General features: G+C 62.3%; 14 protein-coding genes. 6 read left to right on the top strand and 8 right to left on the bottom strand.

Going from position 1 to position 15,327, the window contains the following annotated elements; genetic code table 11:
- Window positions 1-66: 66 nt before the first annotated feature.
- Complete coding sequence (locus DOM36_RS17325; protein WP_110643826.1) at window positions 67-2,586, bottom strand: FtsX-like permease family protein; 2,520 nt, start codon at window positions 2,584-2,586, stop codon at window positions 67-69.
- Window positions 2,583-3,305 (bottom strand): ATP-binding cassette domain-containing protein, encoded by a 723-nt coding sequence (locus DOM36_RS17330; RefSeq protein ID WP_110643827.1) that lies wholly within the window; start codon window positions 3,303-3,305, stop codon window positions 2,583-2,585. The genes DOM36_RS17325 and DOM36_RS17330 overlap by 4 nt, the downstream gene beginning before the upstream one ends.
- Window positions 3,306-3,351: 46 nt before the next feature.
- Between DOM36_RS17330 and DOM36_RS17335 the strand changes: the two genes are divergently transcribed.
- Together DOM36_RS17335 and DOM36_RS17340 are read left to right on the top strand one after the other, a co-directional pair.
- Entirely contained in the window at window positions 3,352-3,984 is a 633-nt protein-coding gene (locus DOM36_RS17335) for an arylesterase (protein ID WP_110643865.1), read from the top strand.
- 196 nt (window positions 3,985-4,180) lie between these two features.
- Window positions 4,181-5,155 (top strand): zinc transporter ZntB, encoded by a 975-nt coding sequence (locus DOM36_RS17340; RefSeq protein WP_075571238.1) that lies wholly within the window; start codon window positions 4,181-4,183, stop codon window positions 5,153-5,155.
- A gap of 3 nt (window positions 5,156-5,158) precedes the next feature.
- Here the strand turns inward: DOM36_RS17340 and DOM36_RS17345 are convergent, their stop codons facing one another.
- A complete protein-coding gene (locus tag DOM36_RS17345; RefSeq protein WP_075571239.1) occupies window positions 5,159-5,437 on the bottom strand; it encodes a SelT/SelW/SelH family protein in 279 nt (92 codons plus the stop codon).
- A 163-nt stretch (window positions 5,438-5,600) separates the two neighbouring features.
- Here DOM36_RS17345 and DOM36_RS17350 point away from each other — a divergent pair, with 163 nt between their 5' ends.
- The 4 genes from DOM36_RS17350 to ettA all read left to right on the top strand — a co-directional run bounded on the left by DOM36_RS17350 (window position 5,601) and on the right by ettA (window position 9,648).
- Complete coding sequence (locus DOM36_RS17350) at window positions 5,601-6,923, top strand: MFS transporter (RefSeq protein WP_110643828.1); 1,323 nt, start codon at window positions 5,601-5,603, stop codon at window positions 6,921-6,923.
- A gap of 89 nt (window positions 6,924-7,012) precedes the next feature.
- Entirely contained in the window at window positions 7,013-7,459 is a 447-nt protein-coding gene (locus tag DOM36_RS17355; protein WP_232823906.1) for a PAS domain-containing protein, read from the top strand.
- A 141-nt stretch (window positions 7,460-7,600) separates the two neighbouring features.
- The gene (locus DOM36_RS17360; protein ID WP_198651317.1) at window positions 7,601-7,795 is read left to right on the top strand and encodes a hypothetical protein; all 195 of its coding nucleotides are present in this window, start codon (window positions 7,601-7,603) and stop codon (window positions 7,793-7,795) included.
- 191 nt (window positions 7,796-7,986) lie between these two features.
- Window positions 7,987-9,648 carry an energy-dependent translational throttle protein EttA gene (gene ettA / locus DOM36_RS17365; RefSeq protein WP_110643829.1) on the top strand — a complete coding sequence of 554 codons (1,662 nt, stop codon included), beginning with the start codon at window positions 7,987-7,989 and terminating at the stop codon, window positions 9,646-9,648.
- Between the two features lie 92 nt (window positions 9,649-9,740).
- Here ettA and DOM36_RS17370 read toward each other — a convergent pair whose 3' ends face one another.
- The 5 genes from DOM36_RS17370 to rpoS all read right to left on the bottom strand — a co-directional run bounded on the left by DOM36_RS17370 (window position 9,741) and on the right by rpoS (window position 15,174).
- Window positions 9,741-9,899: a DUF1328 domain-containing protein gene (locus DOM36_RS17370; protein ID WP_075571244.1), complete on the bottom strand. Its 159-nt coding sequence runs from the start codon at window positions 9,897-9,899 to the stop codon at window positions 9,741-9,743.
- A gap of 141 nt (window positions 9,900-10,040) precedes the next feature.
- Complete coding sequence (gene lpxL / locus DOM36_RS17375) at window positions 10,041-10,955, bottom strand: LpxL/LpxP family Kdo(2)-lipid IV(A) lauroyl/palmitoleoyl acyltransferase (protein ID WP_110643830.1); 915 nt, start codon at window positions 10,953-10,955, stop codon at window positions 10,041-10,043.
- A gap of 94 nt (window positions 10,956-11,049) precedes the next feature.
- Window positions 11,050-12,138: an alanine racemase gene (gene alr / locus DOM36_RS17380; RefSeq protein ID WP_110643831.1), complete on the bottom strand. Its 1,089-nt coding sequence runs from the start codon at window positions 12,136-12,138 to the stop codon at window positions 11,050-11,052.
- 278 nt (window positions 12,139-12,416) lie between these two features.
- On the bottom strand, window positions 12,417-13,880 hold the full coding sequence (locus DOM36_RS17385; RefSeq protein WP_110643832.1) for a TolC family outer membrane protein: 1,464 nt from the start codon (window positions 13,878-13,880) through the stop codon (window positions 12,417-12,419).
- A gap of 322 nt (window positions 13,881-14,202) precedes the next feature.
- A complete protein-coding gene (gene rpoS / locus DOM36_RS17390) occupies window positions 14,203-15,174 on the bottom strand; it encodes an RNA polymerase sigma factor RpoS (protein ID WP_075571248.1) in 972 nt (323 codons plus the stop codon).
- Window positions 15,175-15,327: the final 153 nt, after the last annotated feature.

A 15,327-nucleotide genomic window follows, 5' to 3' on the forward strand; every position in this document is an offset into this window, starting at 1 on the left:
CCAGCCAGGACGTCTCTCGAGCTTCGCGAACCACGGACGCTTTCCATCACACCGCTTTCCATCGCCTCAGGTCTCCCCCAGCAGTCGCAGGCTATCCATCGGCGCTTGTCGGCGTGCACCTCGAGACAGCGCGAAGCCGATGCCCCCTACCGCTGCAGCACCCAGCACCGGCATCACGCCCCACATCAGCCAGTGCACCCTGGGGGCCAGCCCCAGCCAGCCGTAGATACCCAGCGCCGACGCCTCGGCCAGCGCCGCGCCCATCAGCCCGCTGGCAAACCCGAGCAGCGCGAACTCGGCCCACTGCATGCGCGACAGCGCGCGGTTGCCGGCGCCGAATACCCGCAACAGCGCACCCTCGTGGGCTCGCGCCGGCCGGCTGGCCGTGAGTGCCGCGTAGAGCACGCTGATGCCGGCAAGCAGCACGAACCCCAGCACGAATTCGATGGCTCGCGTCACCTGGACGAGGATCCCCCGGACCTGCTCCAGCAGCGCTTCGACGTTGAGCACCGACACCCCCGGATACTGTCGCACCATCTCGCCAAGCATATCGTTGCTGGCGTCAGGCAGGTGGAACGAGGTGATGTAGCTGTGACCGAAGCCATCCAGCGCACCGGGCGGGAAGATGATGAAGAAGTTGGGCTGGAAGCTCTCCCAATCGAGATGGCGCAAGCTGGTGATGCGGCCGGTCACGCTGTCGCTGCCGATGGTGAACGTCAGCTCGTCGCCCAGCGAGAGGCCGAGCCTCCCCGCCAGCTCCTGCTCGATGGATATCGGAGCCGGGCCATCGCTCGACGGCGCTGCATCGGCGTCGAACCACTCTCCCTCGGTGATCCGGTTGCCCTCGGGCAGCGCGGCACGCCAGGTCAGATTGAGATCACGCCTGAGCGCACCATCGGTCTGATGGGCTTCCGGTACCTGCTGCTGCGGCGGCTTGCCATCGATGGCGGTCAGCCGGCCCCGCACCATCGGATAGAGCCCGCTGGAGCTGTCGGCCGCACCCTCGATCAACGATTCGACGCCCGCACGCTCCTGAGGCTGGATATTGATCGCGAAGTAGTTGGGCGTGTCCGCCGGCAGCTGGGCCTGCCAGGTCGTCAGCAGATCGCCACGGACCAGTGCGATGATCGCCATGGCGGCAAAAGTGACCGAAAACGCCAGCAGCTGGCCCAGACTCGCCGTGCGCCGCCTTGCCAACTGACGACCGCCCAGTTGCCACGCTCGAGCCTTTTGGCCTTGCTGCGGCAGGCGAGCCAGTACGCCAAGCAGCAGGTGCAGCATCAATTGCCCCACACCCCACAGCACGACCAGGGCGATCAGGCCGCCCACCAGAATGCCGATCGACAGCACCGGATCGCCGGAATAGAGCCACAGCAGAGCGCCGAACACGAGACTGGCGAAGGCCACCACCAGCCACCCGGACGCCGGGATCGGATCGAGCTCGCGGCGCAGCACTTTCAGCGCGCTGACACGCTTGAGTCGCAGTAACGTCGGTCCGGCGAACCCCACCAGCACCGCCAGCGCGGTCAGCACGCCCATCAGCCACGGCATTCCGCCCGGTGGCGGCAGCTCCAGCGGCAGAAAACGCGTCAGCAGCGCCAGCAGCACCGCCTGCCCGGCAAGCCCCAGCAGCGCGCCGATCGCGGCCGCGACCAGCCCCAGCCACGCCAGTTGCCAGGCAAATAGCTGGCCCAGCTGTCGCTGGGAAGCCCCGAAACAGCGCAGCAATGCTGCCGTATCGAGATGGCGATCGACGTAGCGACGAGTGGCCATGGCCACGGCGACGCCGGCCAGCAATACTGCCGCCAGCCCGGCCAGGCTGAGATATTTCTGCGCGCGCTCCAACGAGCGACCCAGGCTGGGCCGATCCACACGCACATCGCGAATCTCGACACCGGCCTTGCGCAATGCGTCCAGTCGGTTCGAGAGACTGTCGATCGCCGCCGGGGGGCCGGCGGCGAGCAGTTCGTATTCGATGCGCGAACCGGGTCTGACCAGCCCGGTCGCCTCGAGATTCTGGAGATTGAGCATGATACGCGGCGTCAGCCCGGCGAACCCGCCCTGCTGATCGGGTTCACGATCGATCAGCCCGGTGATGGTCAACGACAGCGCCCCAACCTGGACCTCGTCGCCGATGGTGACGTCCAGCAGCTGAGCCAGCCGCGGCGCGATCCAGGCGTTGCCGGGCGGCGGGCCCTGCGCGAGTTCTTCGACACCGTTGCCTCGGTCGACGCGAACCTGCCCGTAAAGCGGGTAATGGTCGTCGACGACCTTGAGCCCGGCCGGCTGAAAGGCGTCCGCCTGACTGACCATCGACACCAGATCGACCTGATCGCTCAACGTCAGACCGGCCTGGCGCAGCTCCTGCCGGAGCCCGTCGTCGAAGGGCTGGCCCTGTTCCAGCACCAGATCTCCGCCCAGTAGCTGGCCGGCCTGACGGGTCAACCCGCGATCGAGCCGGTCAAGGAAAAAGCCGATCATGGTGGTCGCCGCCACGGCCAGCGCCAGCGCCACGAACAGCGCTCTCACGTCGGAGGCCCGCAGGTCACGCCGGAGCCCCTTGAGCGACAGTGCAATCAGATTCATGCCTCGACCCCGTGATGCTGACGCCCGACCGCCTGCAGCCTGCCGCCCTCGAGCTGCAGACAGCGATCGCAGCGCCTGGCGAGGGCCATGTCGTGCGTCACCAGGATCAGGGTCGTGCCGGACTCGCGATTGAGATCGAAGAGCAGATCGATGATGCGCTTGCCGGTCGTCTCGTCGAGATTGCCGGTGGGCTCGTCGGCGAAGACCAGATCGGGATCGGTCACGAAGGCTCGTGCCACCGCCACCCGCTGCTGTTCGCCACCGGAAAGCTGTTTCGGCAGATGATCCAGCCGCGCGCCCAGACCGACACGCTCCAGACATTGACGACTTTTGGTCGCCACGTCTTGCCGTGGAGACAGTTCCAACGGCAACATGACGTTTTCCATGGCGGTAAGAGTGGGTAATAACTGGAAATTCTGGAACACGAAGCCGACGCGACCGGCTCGTAGTGCCGCCCGTCCGTCTTCATCGAGGGCGCTCAGGGACTGACCGAACATTTCGAGCTCACCCGAGCTCGGCGCATCGAGCCCCGCCAGCAACCCCAGCAGCGTCGACTTGCCTGCCCCGGAACTTCCAACGATGGCAACACTCTCACCGCGGTCGACTTCCAGCGCCAACGATTCGAGGATAACGAGCTCTCGTTCCCCGCTTGTTACCCTTTTGCCGAGCTGGTTGGCGTATAAAATTCGCGTTCGTTGATTGTCCGAGGAGTAAGACATGGTGCCTGGTTTCCCTGTGCTTGATATCAAAAGGCCTTTCGCCAGAATGGCGAAGCGCTGTGCAGGTGGCGCACTATTGTTGTGTCTTACCGTGCTGTCGCTGGCACCCGATGCGGCGCGTGCCGACACCATTCTGGTCATGGGCGACAGTCTGAGCGCGGCCTACGGCATCGATCCGCAGGCGGGGTGGGTCAGTCTGTTGAAGCATCGGTTGGATGACGAGCACGAGGTCGTCAATGCCAGCATCAGCGGAGAGACGACATCCGGCGGCTCGGCACGACTCCCTAGCATTCTCGGACAATACCATCCCGATATCGTTCTGCTGGAGCTTGGCGGCAATGACGGCCTGCGTGGCCTGTCCCCCCAGCAAATGCAGGTCAATCTGGGAAAGATGATCGAGCGTAGCCAGAAGCAGGGCGCCCGGGTGCTGCTGCTGGGCATCGAGGTCCCACCCAACTATGGCCCCGCCTACACCGAGGCCTTTCGCGCCGTCTATACGCAGCTGGCCCGCGACTATGGCGTGACGCTGCTGCCGTTCCTGCTCAAGGGCGTCGATCTCGACAGCATGCTTCAGAGCGACGGGATACACCCCACCGCCGAAGCTCAGCCGATCATCCTCGAAAACGTCTGGTCGAAACTGGCGCCAATGCTGTCGGCCTCGGCGAACGGCAGCGACTGAACTGCCTCGGGACTGAACTGGCCTGGAGACTGAACGGGCTTGGAAACAGGGCCGCCCTCGGCAAGGTTTCCACCGGCTCGCCTCCGCACCAGCATGACATGCGCCCCGTCCCATCTCCCGATTTTGACCAACGTGCTATCGTCACCACCTTGAAAACACTCGCGGCATGGCGAGTCTGGATTCGACAAGGAGGTTGATGATGGAGACAGAAACGGCCCTGGTCGCCGCTTACGAACTCAACGGGCAAGGCGGCGGCGCCCTTCTCAGCGTGCGCCAACTGCGCGAAGCGTGGGCGGATCCTGAACGCCCCCTGTGGATGCATCTCGATTTTCGTCACGAGGATGTTCACACCTACCTCGAGGAGATCGCCGGGCTCGACGAGGCACCGATCGAGGCGCTGCTGGAGGAAGATACTCGCCCCCGCGTTGCCAAGTTCCGTAACGGGGCCGTCACCACGCTGCGCGGTATCAACCTCAATCCTGGCGCCGCGCCGGAGGATCTCATCTCGCTGCGCATCTGGTGCGCCCCCAATCGGTTGATCACCCTGCGCCGTCGGCCATTGAGATCGGTCAGCGACGTGCGTGAACGCATCGATGGCGGCGACGGCGCGCTGTCGGTCCCGGATCTGCTGGCGTGGCTGACCGAGACGCTGGTCGACAAGGTCGGTGATGTCACGCATCAGCTCGACGATCGCCTGGGCGAACTCGAGGAGGACCAACTGAGCGATCGTGAAGTCGATCCCGACGATCTCTCTCGCGTTCGGCGCTCGTTGGTTACCTTGCGGCGTTTCATGGGACCGCAACGGGACTGTCTGGATCAGATGGCACACGGTCCCGAATGGCTGGACGAAGATACCAAGGTGTCGATCCGAGAAAGTGCCAACCAGCTGTCACGCTACGTGGAGGATTTCCACGCCATGCAGGAGCGCGCGCTGATCCTGCAGGAACAGCTCTTCAGCGAACATAACGAGCGCATGAACCAGCGCATGTACATGCTGGCGATCGTGACCACCGTATTCCTGCCTCTGAGCTTTCTGACCGGTCTGCTGGGCATCAACGTGGGCGGCATACCCGGCGCAGACAGCCCATACGGCTTCGTCGTGTTCGTGACGATTACCGCCGTGGTCGGCGGCTGGGTGATGTGGCTGCTCAAACGCAAGCACTGGTGGTGACGCTCAGCGCGCGGCGCGATCCGTGTGACCCAGATCGCGCTCTGGATCGAGACGATCGCGAACCCGGCGCTTGAGCTCCTTGACGTCGGGGAAGCCGCCGTCGCGTTTGCGCTCCCATAGCGTTTCGTCGTCGTAGAACACCTCGAAGTGACCACCATGGCTGGGCGCCAGCGCGACTTGCTCGAGATCTTCTCCGAAGGTCTGCAACAGCTCCTGCGCGTACCAGCCGGCACGCAGCAACCATTGGCATTGGGTACAATAGTGAATACGAACACGCGCCATATCGCTCTCTCCTGGGAAGGTTAGCGACATGATGCGGCGCTGAAGCGCCACAACTCAAGCGGAGCGCAGCGCGATTCCGGGCAGCTCATATTCGTCGGATCGGCGGTCGACGCAACGCCTCGGCACCAGAAAGCCATTACTCGGAAAACAGGGAACGTTTTTCATGTCAGCCCAGCAAGCCAGCCTCACTCGCCTTTTCGAGCGCGTCACCGGTGACGAAGATAGTCGCATGTGTCGTGACATCTCCGACGAAGCCTGTCACGAGCAGCCCGGCAACTTTTTCCGCCACCTGATCGCCGCCCTCGGCAACAAGCTGGCGGACGAGCTTTCCAACGCCCGTCTGATTCTCCCCTGGCTGATGGGCGCGATCGGCGCACCGATCTGGATGGTGGGTCTACTCGTGCCCATCCGCGAGGCCGGCGCCCTGCTGCCGCAACTGATGATTGCCGGCTACATCCGCCTGCGCCCTGTCCGCAAGTGGGTATGGGTGATCGGCGGCATCGTCCAGGCGATCGGAGCACTGCTGCTGGCGCTGCTCGCCCTGTTTGGTCACGGCAATTGGGGGGGCATGCTGGTATTGATCGCGCTGACCGGCCTGGCGCTCGGCCGCGGGCTCTCGTCGGTCGCGACCAAGGATGTCCTTGGCAAGACGATTGCCAAGCAGCGTCGCGGCACCTTGATGGGGTGGAGCGCCAGTGTCGCCGGCGCGCTGACGCTGATCGTCGGCGCCGGCATGGTCATTCTGGATGACCAGCCCGGCACCTGGGCGCTGGCGATCCTGCTGTTCGCCGCCGCCCTGGGCTGGGCGTTGAACGCGCTGTGCGCGGCCATGATTCGCGAGACGCCGGGCGCTACCGAAGGCGGCGCCAACGCCTGGGACAGCATCAAGCAGGGCGTCTCTCTGATGCGCCGCGACCGTCGTTTCCTGCACTTCAATCTCTCGCGCGCCCTGCTGCTGTCCAGCGCCCTCGCGCTTCCCTATCTTGCCCTGCTGGGACAGCAGAACAGCGGTACCGATCTGGCCAGCCTCGGCATCCTGATCCTGACTTCCGGGGCAGCCAGCATGATTGCCGGCCCGATCTGGGGGCGACTGGCCGATCGCTCCAGCCGTCGAGTGATGCGCAACAGTGCCATCGGCGCTGCCGTCTGCTGCCTGGCAGGCGCCGCCTGCGTTTGGCTTCCGGCGCAAATACGAACCAGCGTATGGCCCTACGCCCTGATCTATGGCCTGCTGATGATCGCTCACGCGGGGGTCCGCCTGGGCCGCAAGACCTATGTCATCGACCTGTCCGACAGCAGCACCCGCGCGCTCTACGTCGCCTTTTCCAACACCTTCACCGGCGTGCTGATGCTGGTCGTCGGGCTCCTGCTCGGCGCGCTGGCGCAATGGCTGGGCAGCGCGGGTCTGATGTTGATGCTTGCAGTGCTGGCGGTCGCGGCGGCCCTGAGTTCGCACGCGCTGGCGGAGGTCGAGACGCCGAGCTGACGTAAAGCGTTGTAATCCCATCGCACCATGGCATCATTATTGAAAGTATCGCTCCTACAATCCGTCGAATGCCCAGCCTGGAGGCAAGGATGGCCAGTACCAGTAAACACCCGCCCATGATCAGTCCGGCCTTGTTGGAGCGTATCGTCAACGCCTCGGACGACGGCATCGTGGTGGCCGAGCAGGAAGGCGACGAGAATATCCTGATCTATGCCAACCAGGGCTTCGAACGTCTGACGGGCTATACCATCGACGAGATTCTCTACCGCGACTGCCGTTTCCTGCAGAACGGAGATCGTGATCAACCGGGAATCGACAGAATTCGTACCGCACTGCGTGAAGGCAAGTCGTGCCGCGAGGTGCTGCGAAACTATCGCAAGGATGGCAGTCCGTTCTGGAACGAGCTGTCGATCACCCCGGTCTACGACGATGAGGACCAGCTCACTTACTTCATTGGCGTGCAGAAGGATGTCACCAACCTGGCCAAGGCGCTGGAGGAGCTGGAGACGTTGAAAACCGAGCGCGATCCCGCCTGAACGGCATCCGGGGATCATCACTTATCGCCGCCAACTGCGGCGATAGTTTTTTTTAAGCCAGGAAACGCTTGTACCCGATCGGATTCGACGATATATAGCCCGGAGCGTCACTGAGATGCGATTTCACGGGAGGGCCAAGTAATGAGCCGTGAGGATTATGTCGAGGATCAGGATTTTTCCGAAGCCATCAACGACGAACAGTTCGAACGTCCCCGCAGTAGCAAGGCAGACTCGCTGCGCGCCAGACGCCAGGTCGAGGCATTGCTGGAAGAACGCCGCCTCAAGCGTGCCATCGAAGACGACTGGTACGATGATTTCGGCGACGAGGAAGAGTAGGTCGTAATTAAGAGCAGGTCGTAATAGAGCAGGTCGCGACCCTGAACGTTGTACCGACGGGCGCCCAGGCGCCCGTTCGCATTGTCGGCATGAGTCGTTTACCCTGCCCTATCCAGGCTGCGCCCCGTTGGCGGGCGCTGCAGCATCGATTGCCTGTCTTTATCCACTGTGACTCACTGAATCGGATTTCCATGGCGCAATACGTTTACACCATGAACCGGGTGGGCAAGGTCGTCCCCCCGAAGCGCGAGATTCTGAAAGACATCTCGCTCTCCTTCTTCCCTGGCGCAAAGATCGGCGTGCTCGGTCTCAACGGCTCGGGAAAATCGACACTGCTGCGAATCATGGCCGGCGTCGATACCGAGTACAACGGCGAAGCTCGCCCGATGCCGGGTATCAATATCGGCTATCTGCCGCAGGAGCCCGAACTCGACGACAGCAAGAACGTACGCGAGACGGTCGAGGAAGCCCTGGGCGAGGTCAAAAAGGCCCAGGTGGAACTGGAAGCCGTCTACGCCGCTTATGCCGAGCCGGACGCCGACTTCGATGCCCTGGCCGCGCAGCAGGCGCGCCTGGAGAACATCATCGAAGCCGCCGACGCCCATAATATCGAGCGCAAGCTGGAGGTCGCCGCCGAAGCGCTCCGCCTGCCGCCGTGGGAGGCCAGTGTCGGCCATCTGTCCGGGGGGGAGCGTCGCCGCGTGGCGCTTTGCCGTCTGCTGCTGTCGAGCCCGGACATGCTGTTGCTGGACGAGCCGACCAACCATCTGGATGCCGAATCGGTCGCCTGGCTCGAGCGCTTCCTGCACGACTATCCGGGGACGGTGGTGGCGATCACCCACGACCGGTACTTCCTCGACAACGTCGCCGGCTGGATTCTCGAACTCGATCGCGGTCACGGCATTCCGTTCGAAGGCAACTACTCTCAGTGGCTCGAGTCCAAGGAGCAGCGCCTCGCCCAGGAGTCCAAGCAGGAAGCCGGCCGTCAGCGCGCGATCAAGCAGGAGCTGGAGTGGGTCCGTCAGAATGCCAAGGGCCGACAGGCCAAGAGCAAGGCGCGCCTCAACCGGTTCGAGGAACTGCAGTCCGGCGACTACCAGAAGCGCAACGAGACCAACGAGATCTACATTCCGCCCGGGCCACGACTGGGCGACAAGGTCATCGAATTCCACGATGTCAGCAAGCGCTTCGACGAGAAGATGCTGTTCGACAATCTCTCGTTCCGGGTTCCGCCCGGCGCAATCGTCGGCATCGTCGGCGGCAACGGGGCCGGCAAATCGACGCTGTTCAAGCTGATTGCCGGCAACGAGCAGCCGGATAGCGGCGAGGTGGTACTCGGCGAGACGGTCGACGTGGCCTACGTCGAACAGCTCCGCGACCATTTCGACAACACCCAGACCGTGTGGGAAGCCGTCTCCGGTGGTCAGGACATTCTCAACATCAACGGTTACGAAGTGTCTTCCCGCGCCTATGTCGGCCGGTTCAACTTCAAGGGTACCGATCAGCAGAAGCGCCTGAGCGATCTGTCCGGCGGTGAGCGTGGGCGTCTGCAACTGGCCCAGACGCTGAAGCAGGCCGCCAACGTGCTGTTGCTGGACGAACCTTCCAACGATCTGGATATCGAGACCCTGCGAGCGCTGGAGGAAGCCTTGCTGGCGTTTCCCGGTTGCGCGCTGGTCATCTCGCACGACCGCTGGTTCCTGGACCGCATCGCGACCCATATTCTCGCCTACGAGGGAGATTCAAACGTGGTGTTGTTCGAGGGGAACTACAACGAGTACGAAGCGGATTATCACAAGCGAGTTGGCAACGACACGCCGAAGCGAATGAAGTACAAGCGTATCGACGCCTGAGCCCAAAACCGCTGCTCGCTCCGACTGCCGCATGAACCAATACCCCGCCTGATGGCGGGGTAATGGTTGGTGACGGTGGCTTTCGATTCGTTTCAGCGGCCCCGTCCGCGAACCAACGAGACGACGAACAGAATCAAGAAAATCACGAATAACACTTTGGCGATCGTCGCAGCGATCCCAGCGACACCACCGAACCCAAGAACCCCGGCAATGATCGCGACGATGAGGAAAATCACGGCGTAGCTAAGCATGGTAACTCTTCCTGTGCTGACCCATTGGACTCGCCTGGGCCGGGCTATCCGGCTTCGGCAAACCGCCCTCTCGTTCCGTGAGGACAGACTCATCCTTGTCGTTCGCCGCCTTTTCGTCAAGTTTCGTACCCGACGACTCGCTCAATAAAAAGACTCCTCGCCAGGCGGGCGGGTCTTGAAACGCCGATGCAGCCAGAGATACTGCTCAGGCCGCCGACGAATCGCCTGCTCGATGAAGGCATTGACCTGAGCGGCATCGGCGACATCATCGCCGCTGGGGTAATTCTCAAGCGGCGGTAGATACTCAAGCGTGTAGGTCCGGTCGTCCGGATTGCGATGGAACATCAGCGGCATGACCGGCGCTCCCGTCATCCGCGCGATCTTGGCCGTCAGCTTGATCGATGCCGCGGAAACCCCGAAGAACGGCGCAAATACGCTCACCTCTCGGCCGAAGTCCTGATCCGGCGAATACCAGACCGCGTGACCCGACTTGATGCGACGGACGACCCCACGCAAGTCGTGACGGTCGATCGCCGCACCGAAGATATTGCGCCGGGCACGGGTCATGAAATCCTCGAATACCGGATTGTCGTGAGGGCGATAGACGACGTCCGCGGGAAAGAACAGCGAGTGCAGGGCGCCGCCGAGATCCAGGGTCGAGAAATGGATGCCGATGATCAGCGCTCCCTTTCCCTGCGCCATGGCGCGCTCCATGTGTTCGGTTCCTCGGAAAGTCACTCGATGGCGCAGATGTTCGGGATCGCGACACCAACCGGTCGCCGTCTCGAGAACACCGATTCCGTTGGCGATGAAGGTCTTCTTGACCAGTTCCGCCCGCTGCTGACCGTCCAGCTCGGGAAAACACAGCGACAGGTTGGTGTCGGTGATATGACGTCGACGCCTGGCGAGCTTCCAGGTCAGCAACCCGAAGCCGCGGCCCAACGCCAGCTTGAGACGCCAGGGTAGCATCGCCCCCGTTCGCATCAGCCCGATACCAAGCCAGGCACCCCAGTAACGGGGATGAGCGTGATTGGCAGGATAGCGTTTCTTGGCCATGATTCTTCCGATGTCGTATGAATGCCGGATCTCGTATGAATGCCGGGATGTCGTGTAAAAGGCGGATAGTGTAGCGAACTGGCGCGGGCGGGCTCTAGGCGCCCGAGTGATAACGTCGCGGCACCCTCGGCAGCAGTCCGGTCAGCAACGTGTAACCGATGGTATCACCATGGCTCGCGACTTCATCGACACTCAGCCCTCGTCCCCAAAGCACCGCCTCGCTGCCGATATCGGCTTCGGGCAGGTGACTGATATCCACCGTCAACATGTCCATCGACACACGCCCCACCAGGGGGCAGCGTTGACCATCGACCAGTATCGGCGTGCCGTCGGCGGCATGGCGATCGTAGCCGTCGCCGTAGCCAGCGGCGACCACTCCGATCCGAGACGGCCGTGAGGTGTGCCAGCGGGACCCGTAGCCTACCGGCTCCCCGCCCTGCAGAGATTGCACCGCGATGAGACGCGAGCGTAGCGTCATGACCGGTTTGAGCGACACCCCTGCGGGCAGTTCGCTCTCCAGAGGGTTGCTGCCGTAAAGCATGATGCCGGGACGATTCCACTGGCCATGGGTGACTGGCTTGGCCAGCGTCGCTGGCGAATTGGCGATACAGAGCGGGGCTTCGAGACGCTGACGGATCGATTCGATGACCCGCCACTGATGCTCGAACTGCGCGGTATCGGATTGATCGGCACTGGCAAAGTGGCTGACCAGATGAAGATCGCGGACCCGGCGATGAGCCGCCTTCAATCGGCCCCAGCGATCGACGAACGATTCCGGGTCGTACCCGAGCCGATGCATGCCCGAATCCAGCTTGAGCCAGACCGGCAACGGTTGCGCCGCCGGATAGTTCATCACGGCATCGAACTGCCAGTCACTATGCACGACCTGCCACAACCCCAGCGCTTCGACCCGGGCCAGCTCCTTGACCTCGAAGATTCCCTCGAGCAGCAGTATCGGATGGCGAATCCCCGCCTCGCGCAGCGTCTCGGCTTCCTCCAGTGACGCCACCGCAAAGGCCGGCGCCACGGCCTCCAGCGCTTTCGCACACGCCACCGCCCCGTGACCGTAGGCGTTGGCCTTGATCACCGCCATGGAGCGGCTTTGCGGTGCCAGGGCTCTGGCGACGGCGTAATTGTGGCGCAGTGCGTCGAGATCGATATCGGCAATGAGCGGCCGGGCCATGACATTTCCTTCGATACCATCAGAAAAGCCGGTGGCTGACACCGGCCGAATACCGTCATGTTACCTTGTCGAACGGTACTTTCACCCTCTTGGACGACGTTCGGGGTCGATCGACTCGAGCCGGCTGACTGGCAAACCATCCGTCCATGAAAACGACGACGCCGCTAGGGCAGCGGCGTCGATTTTGGTGCCCGATGCGGGCTGCTGGCACAGCCTGCCGACAAACCGTCTCCGGCGGGGCCGGCTGCCTGAGTGGAGCCAGCAGCGCCGGCTTCTGATCAGGGGGCGGGCGGCGGCGGCGTCGGACGCGCGCCGATGTCATCAACAGCCGACGCGCCATCATCGTCGATCGTGGTCAGAGAGACCGGATCACTGTCGCGCAGCCAGCGATTGGTACCGCGAATCACGTCGAGATTCAACACGCCAGCCTGCTGGCGTAGCTGCAGCAGATCCGTGACATAGGTGTAACGGGCATCGGCATAATTGGAAATCGACTCGTAGAGCGACTGCTCGGCATCCAGCACATCGACGATATTACGGGTACCTACTTCGTATCCGGCGCGGGTCGCTTCCAGTGCGCTGCGACTGGAGACGATCGCCTCACGCTGCGCCTCGACCGACTCGACGTCGTTGCTGACCTGGGCGAACAGCGAGCGCACCTGCTGCGTGGTAAAGCGACGCTGATCTTCGAAATCGTACTGGGTCGCCTCCAGCGTATAGGTATTCTCGCGGACCGATGCACTGGTGGATCCGCCGGTATAGATCGGCAGGTTGGCCTGAACACCGACTTGCAGATCCTCTCCGTGGCCTCGGGTGTAGTCATTATCGCTATCGGAATAGGAGTAGTCCGCGAACGCATCCAGCGTCGGCAGATGGCCTGCCTGGGCGATATCGACGCCAGATTTCGCGAGTTCCACGGACGCCTGGGCATACTGGATCGACGGGCTGCTGGCCAGCGCCAGGTCCACCCAGTCGTCGCGATTGGCGGGCATGGGTGGCTCGATCGGCAGATCGTCCGCCAAACTTTCGATGCTGGGATACCGTCGGCCCGTCAGGCGCTCGAGTGCTTCGAAGCTCACCTGAAGGTCGCTCTTGGCCGCAATCCGCTCAGCTCGGGCCGAATCATAGGCGGCCTTCGCCTCGTTGACGTCGGTAATTGCCACCAGACCCACGTTGAACTGTTCGTTGGATTGCTCCAGCTGCCGCCCGATCGCCTTCTCCTGCGCCTGGCTGGCGTCCAGCACCTCCTTGGCCCGCAGGATCTCGAAATAGGCCTCGGCGACATCATAAAGCAGTTGCTGCTGATCGATTTCCAACTGCAACGACTGCTGACCGACCTGCTTCTTGCTCTGGAGGTACTCGTACCAGTTGGTCGCATCGAACAGCGCCTGGGTGACATTGACGCCTGCGCTACTGCCGTTGTAGCTGTCATCACTACCCGCCCCGCCACTGCCGCTACCGGCGCTCAGCGTCGAGCTCTGTTCGTCGAAGACTTTCTGGTGATACAAACTGCCGGTCGCGCTGATCTGCGGCAGCAAGTCGCCACGCTCGACGTCCTGGCCCGCTTCGGTACTCTTGAACGTCGAGCGCGAGGAGTTCAACGTCGCGGAGTGCTCCAGTGCATCCTGCGTGATGGTCAGTAGATCCGCCGCATGGGCCGAGGGCACGAACGCTGCCACGACCAGCAGAGAAATGGCATGTCGCAAGGGGGAGCGCGACGGCAACGAGATGAGAGGCGACATCGAGACATTTCCTATCGTTGAGCACTGAAGACGATATACAACCGATCATGCGAGTCAGGCTTGAAGGTGTACAAGCCAGCCGACACTAGCGGTAGCGACACTGTCGGCATCGCCCAGAAACCCAATCATGGCTATTTTTCCGGCGGACTCAAGACGCCGATAGTCTTCGACGCCATCAGGGCCACACTACAAATGGCCGAGGCGCCAGCATGTCTGCTGACGCCTCGGCTGAGGTTTACATACAATGCCGCATGTATGCTGCCGGATCAATAGCGAGACCAACCCTTCACGGACATTTGCGCATTTATGCGCCCGAAGCCGCTTATTCGAAGATCGAGTCCATCGACAGGCCCTGTTTTTCCAGCATGCGGCGCAACTTCTTGAGTGCCTCGACCTGAATTTGACGGACCCGTTCACGCGTCAGTCCGATCTCTTCGCCGACCTCTTCCAGCGTGGCCGCTTCATGCCCGCGCAGGCCAAAGCGACGAAGAACGACCTCGCGCTGTTTTTCGCTCAGCTCGATCAGCCATTCGTCGACATGCTGCTTGACGTCGTCGTCGACCAGGTTGGATTCCGGGCCATCTTCGTTTTCGTCGGCGATCGTATCGATCAGTGGCTTGTCGCTCTCGGCGCCCATCGGGTAATCGACGGAGGAGACACGTTCGTTGAGTCCCAACATGCGCTTGACAGTACCCACCGGCTTGTCCAGGAACTCGGCGATCTCTTCGGCGGTCGCCTCGTGATCGAGCTTCTGAGTCAGCTCGCGGGCGGCACGCAGATAGATATTGAGTTCCTTGACCACGTGGATCGGCAGGCGAATCGTCCGCGTCTGGTTCATCAGCGCCCGTTCGATGGTCTGGCGAATCCACCAGGTGGCGTAGGTCGAGAAACGAAACCCTCGCTCGGGATCGAATTTCTCGACGGCGCGAATCAACCCCAGGTTACCTTCCTCGATCAGATCGAGCAGCGACAACCCCCGATTGAGATATCGCCGCGCGATCTTGACCACCAGGCGCAGATTGGACTCGATCATCCGCTGACGCCCGGCCGGGTCGCCCTTCTGCGCAAGACGGCCGAAATGCACCTCTTCTTCGGGAGTCAGCAGCGGCGAAAACCCGATCTCGTTGAGATAGATCTGTGTCGCATCGAGACTTTGGTGGTAGGAGTTTTCTTCACGGTTCAACGCTTTCTCAAAAGCGCTTTCATCATCCTTGCGACCCGCATTGTCGATATCGACTTCTGCAGTATCACCGTCGAGCTCAACATCCTGAATTTCCCGTTCAAGCATGCTCATGTCCACTACCCCCAATCTTGGCTACCTGAGTCCCTCGCCATGACCATCCTTCATCAAGGCGACCGCGTATTCCTTGCAGTGTTATAACTTTCCCTAGTTATCCCGGTTCGCCAAATCCCCGTATCGAATGTCGCCGTTATCGATCACCGACCT

It is taken from the genome of Salinicola sp. CPA57 (assembly GCF_003206035.1).
Taxonomy (GTDB): Bacteria; Pseudomonadota; Gammaproteobacteria; order Pseudomonadales; family Halomonadaceae; genus Salinicola; species Salinicola socius.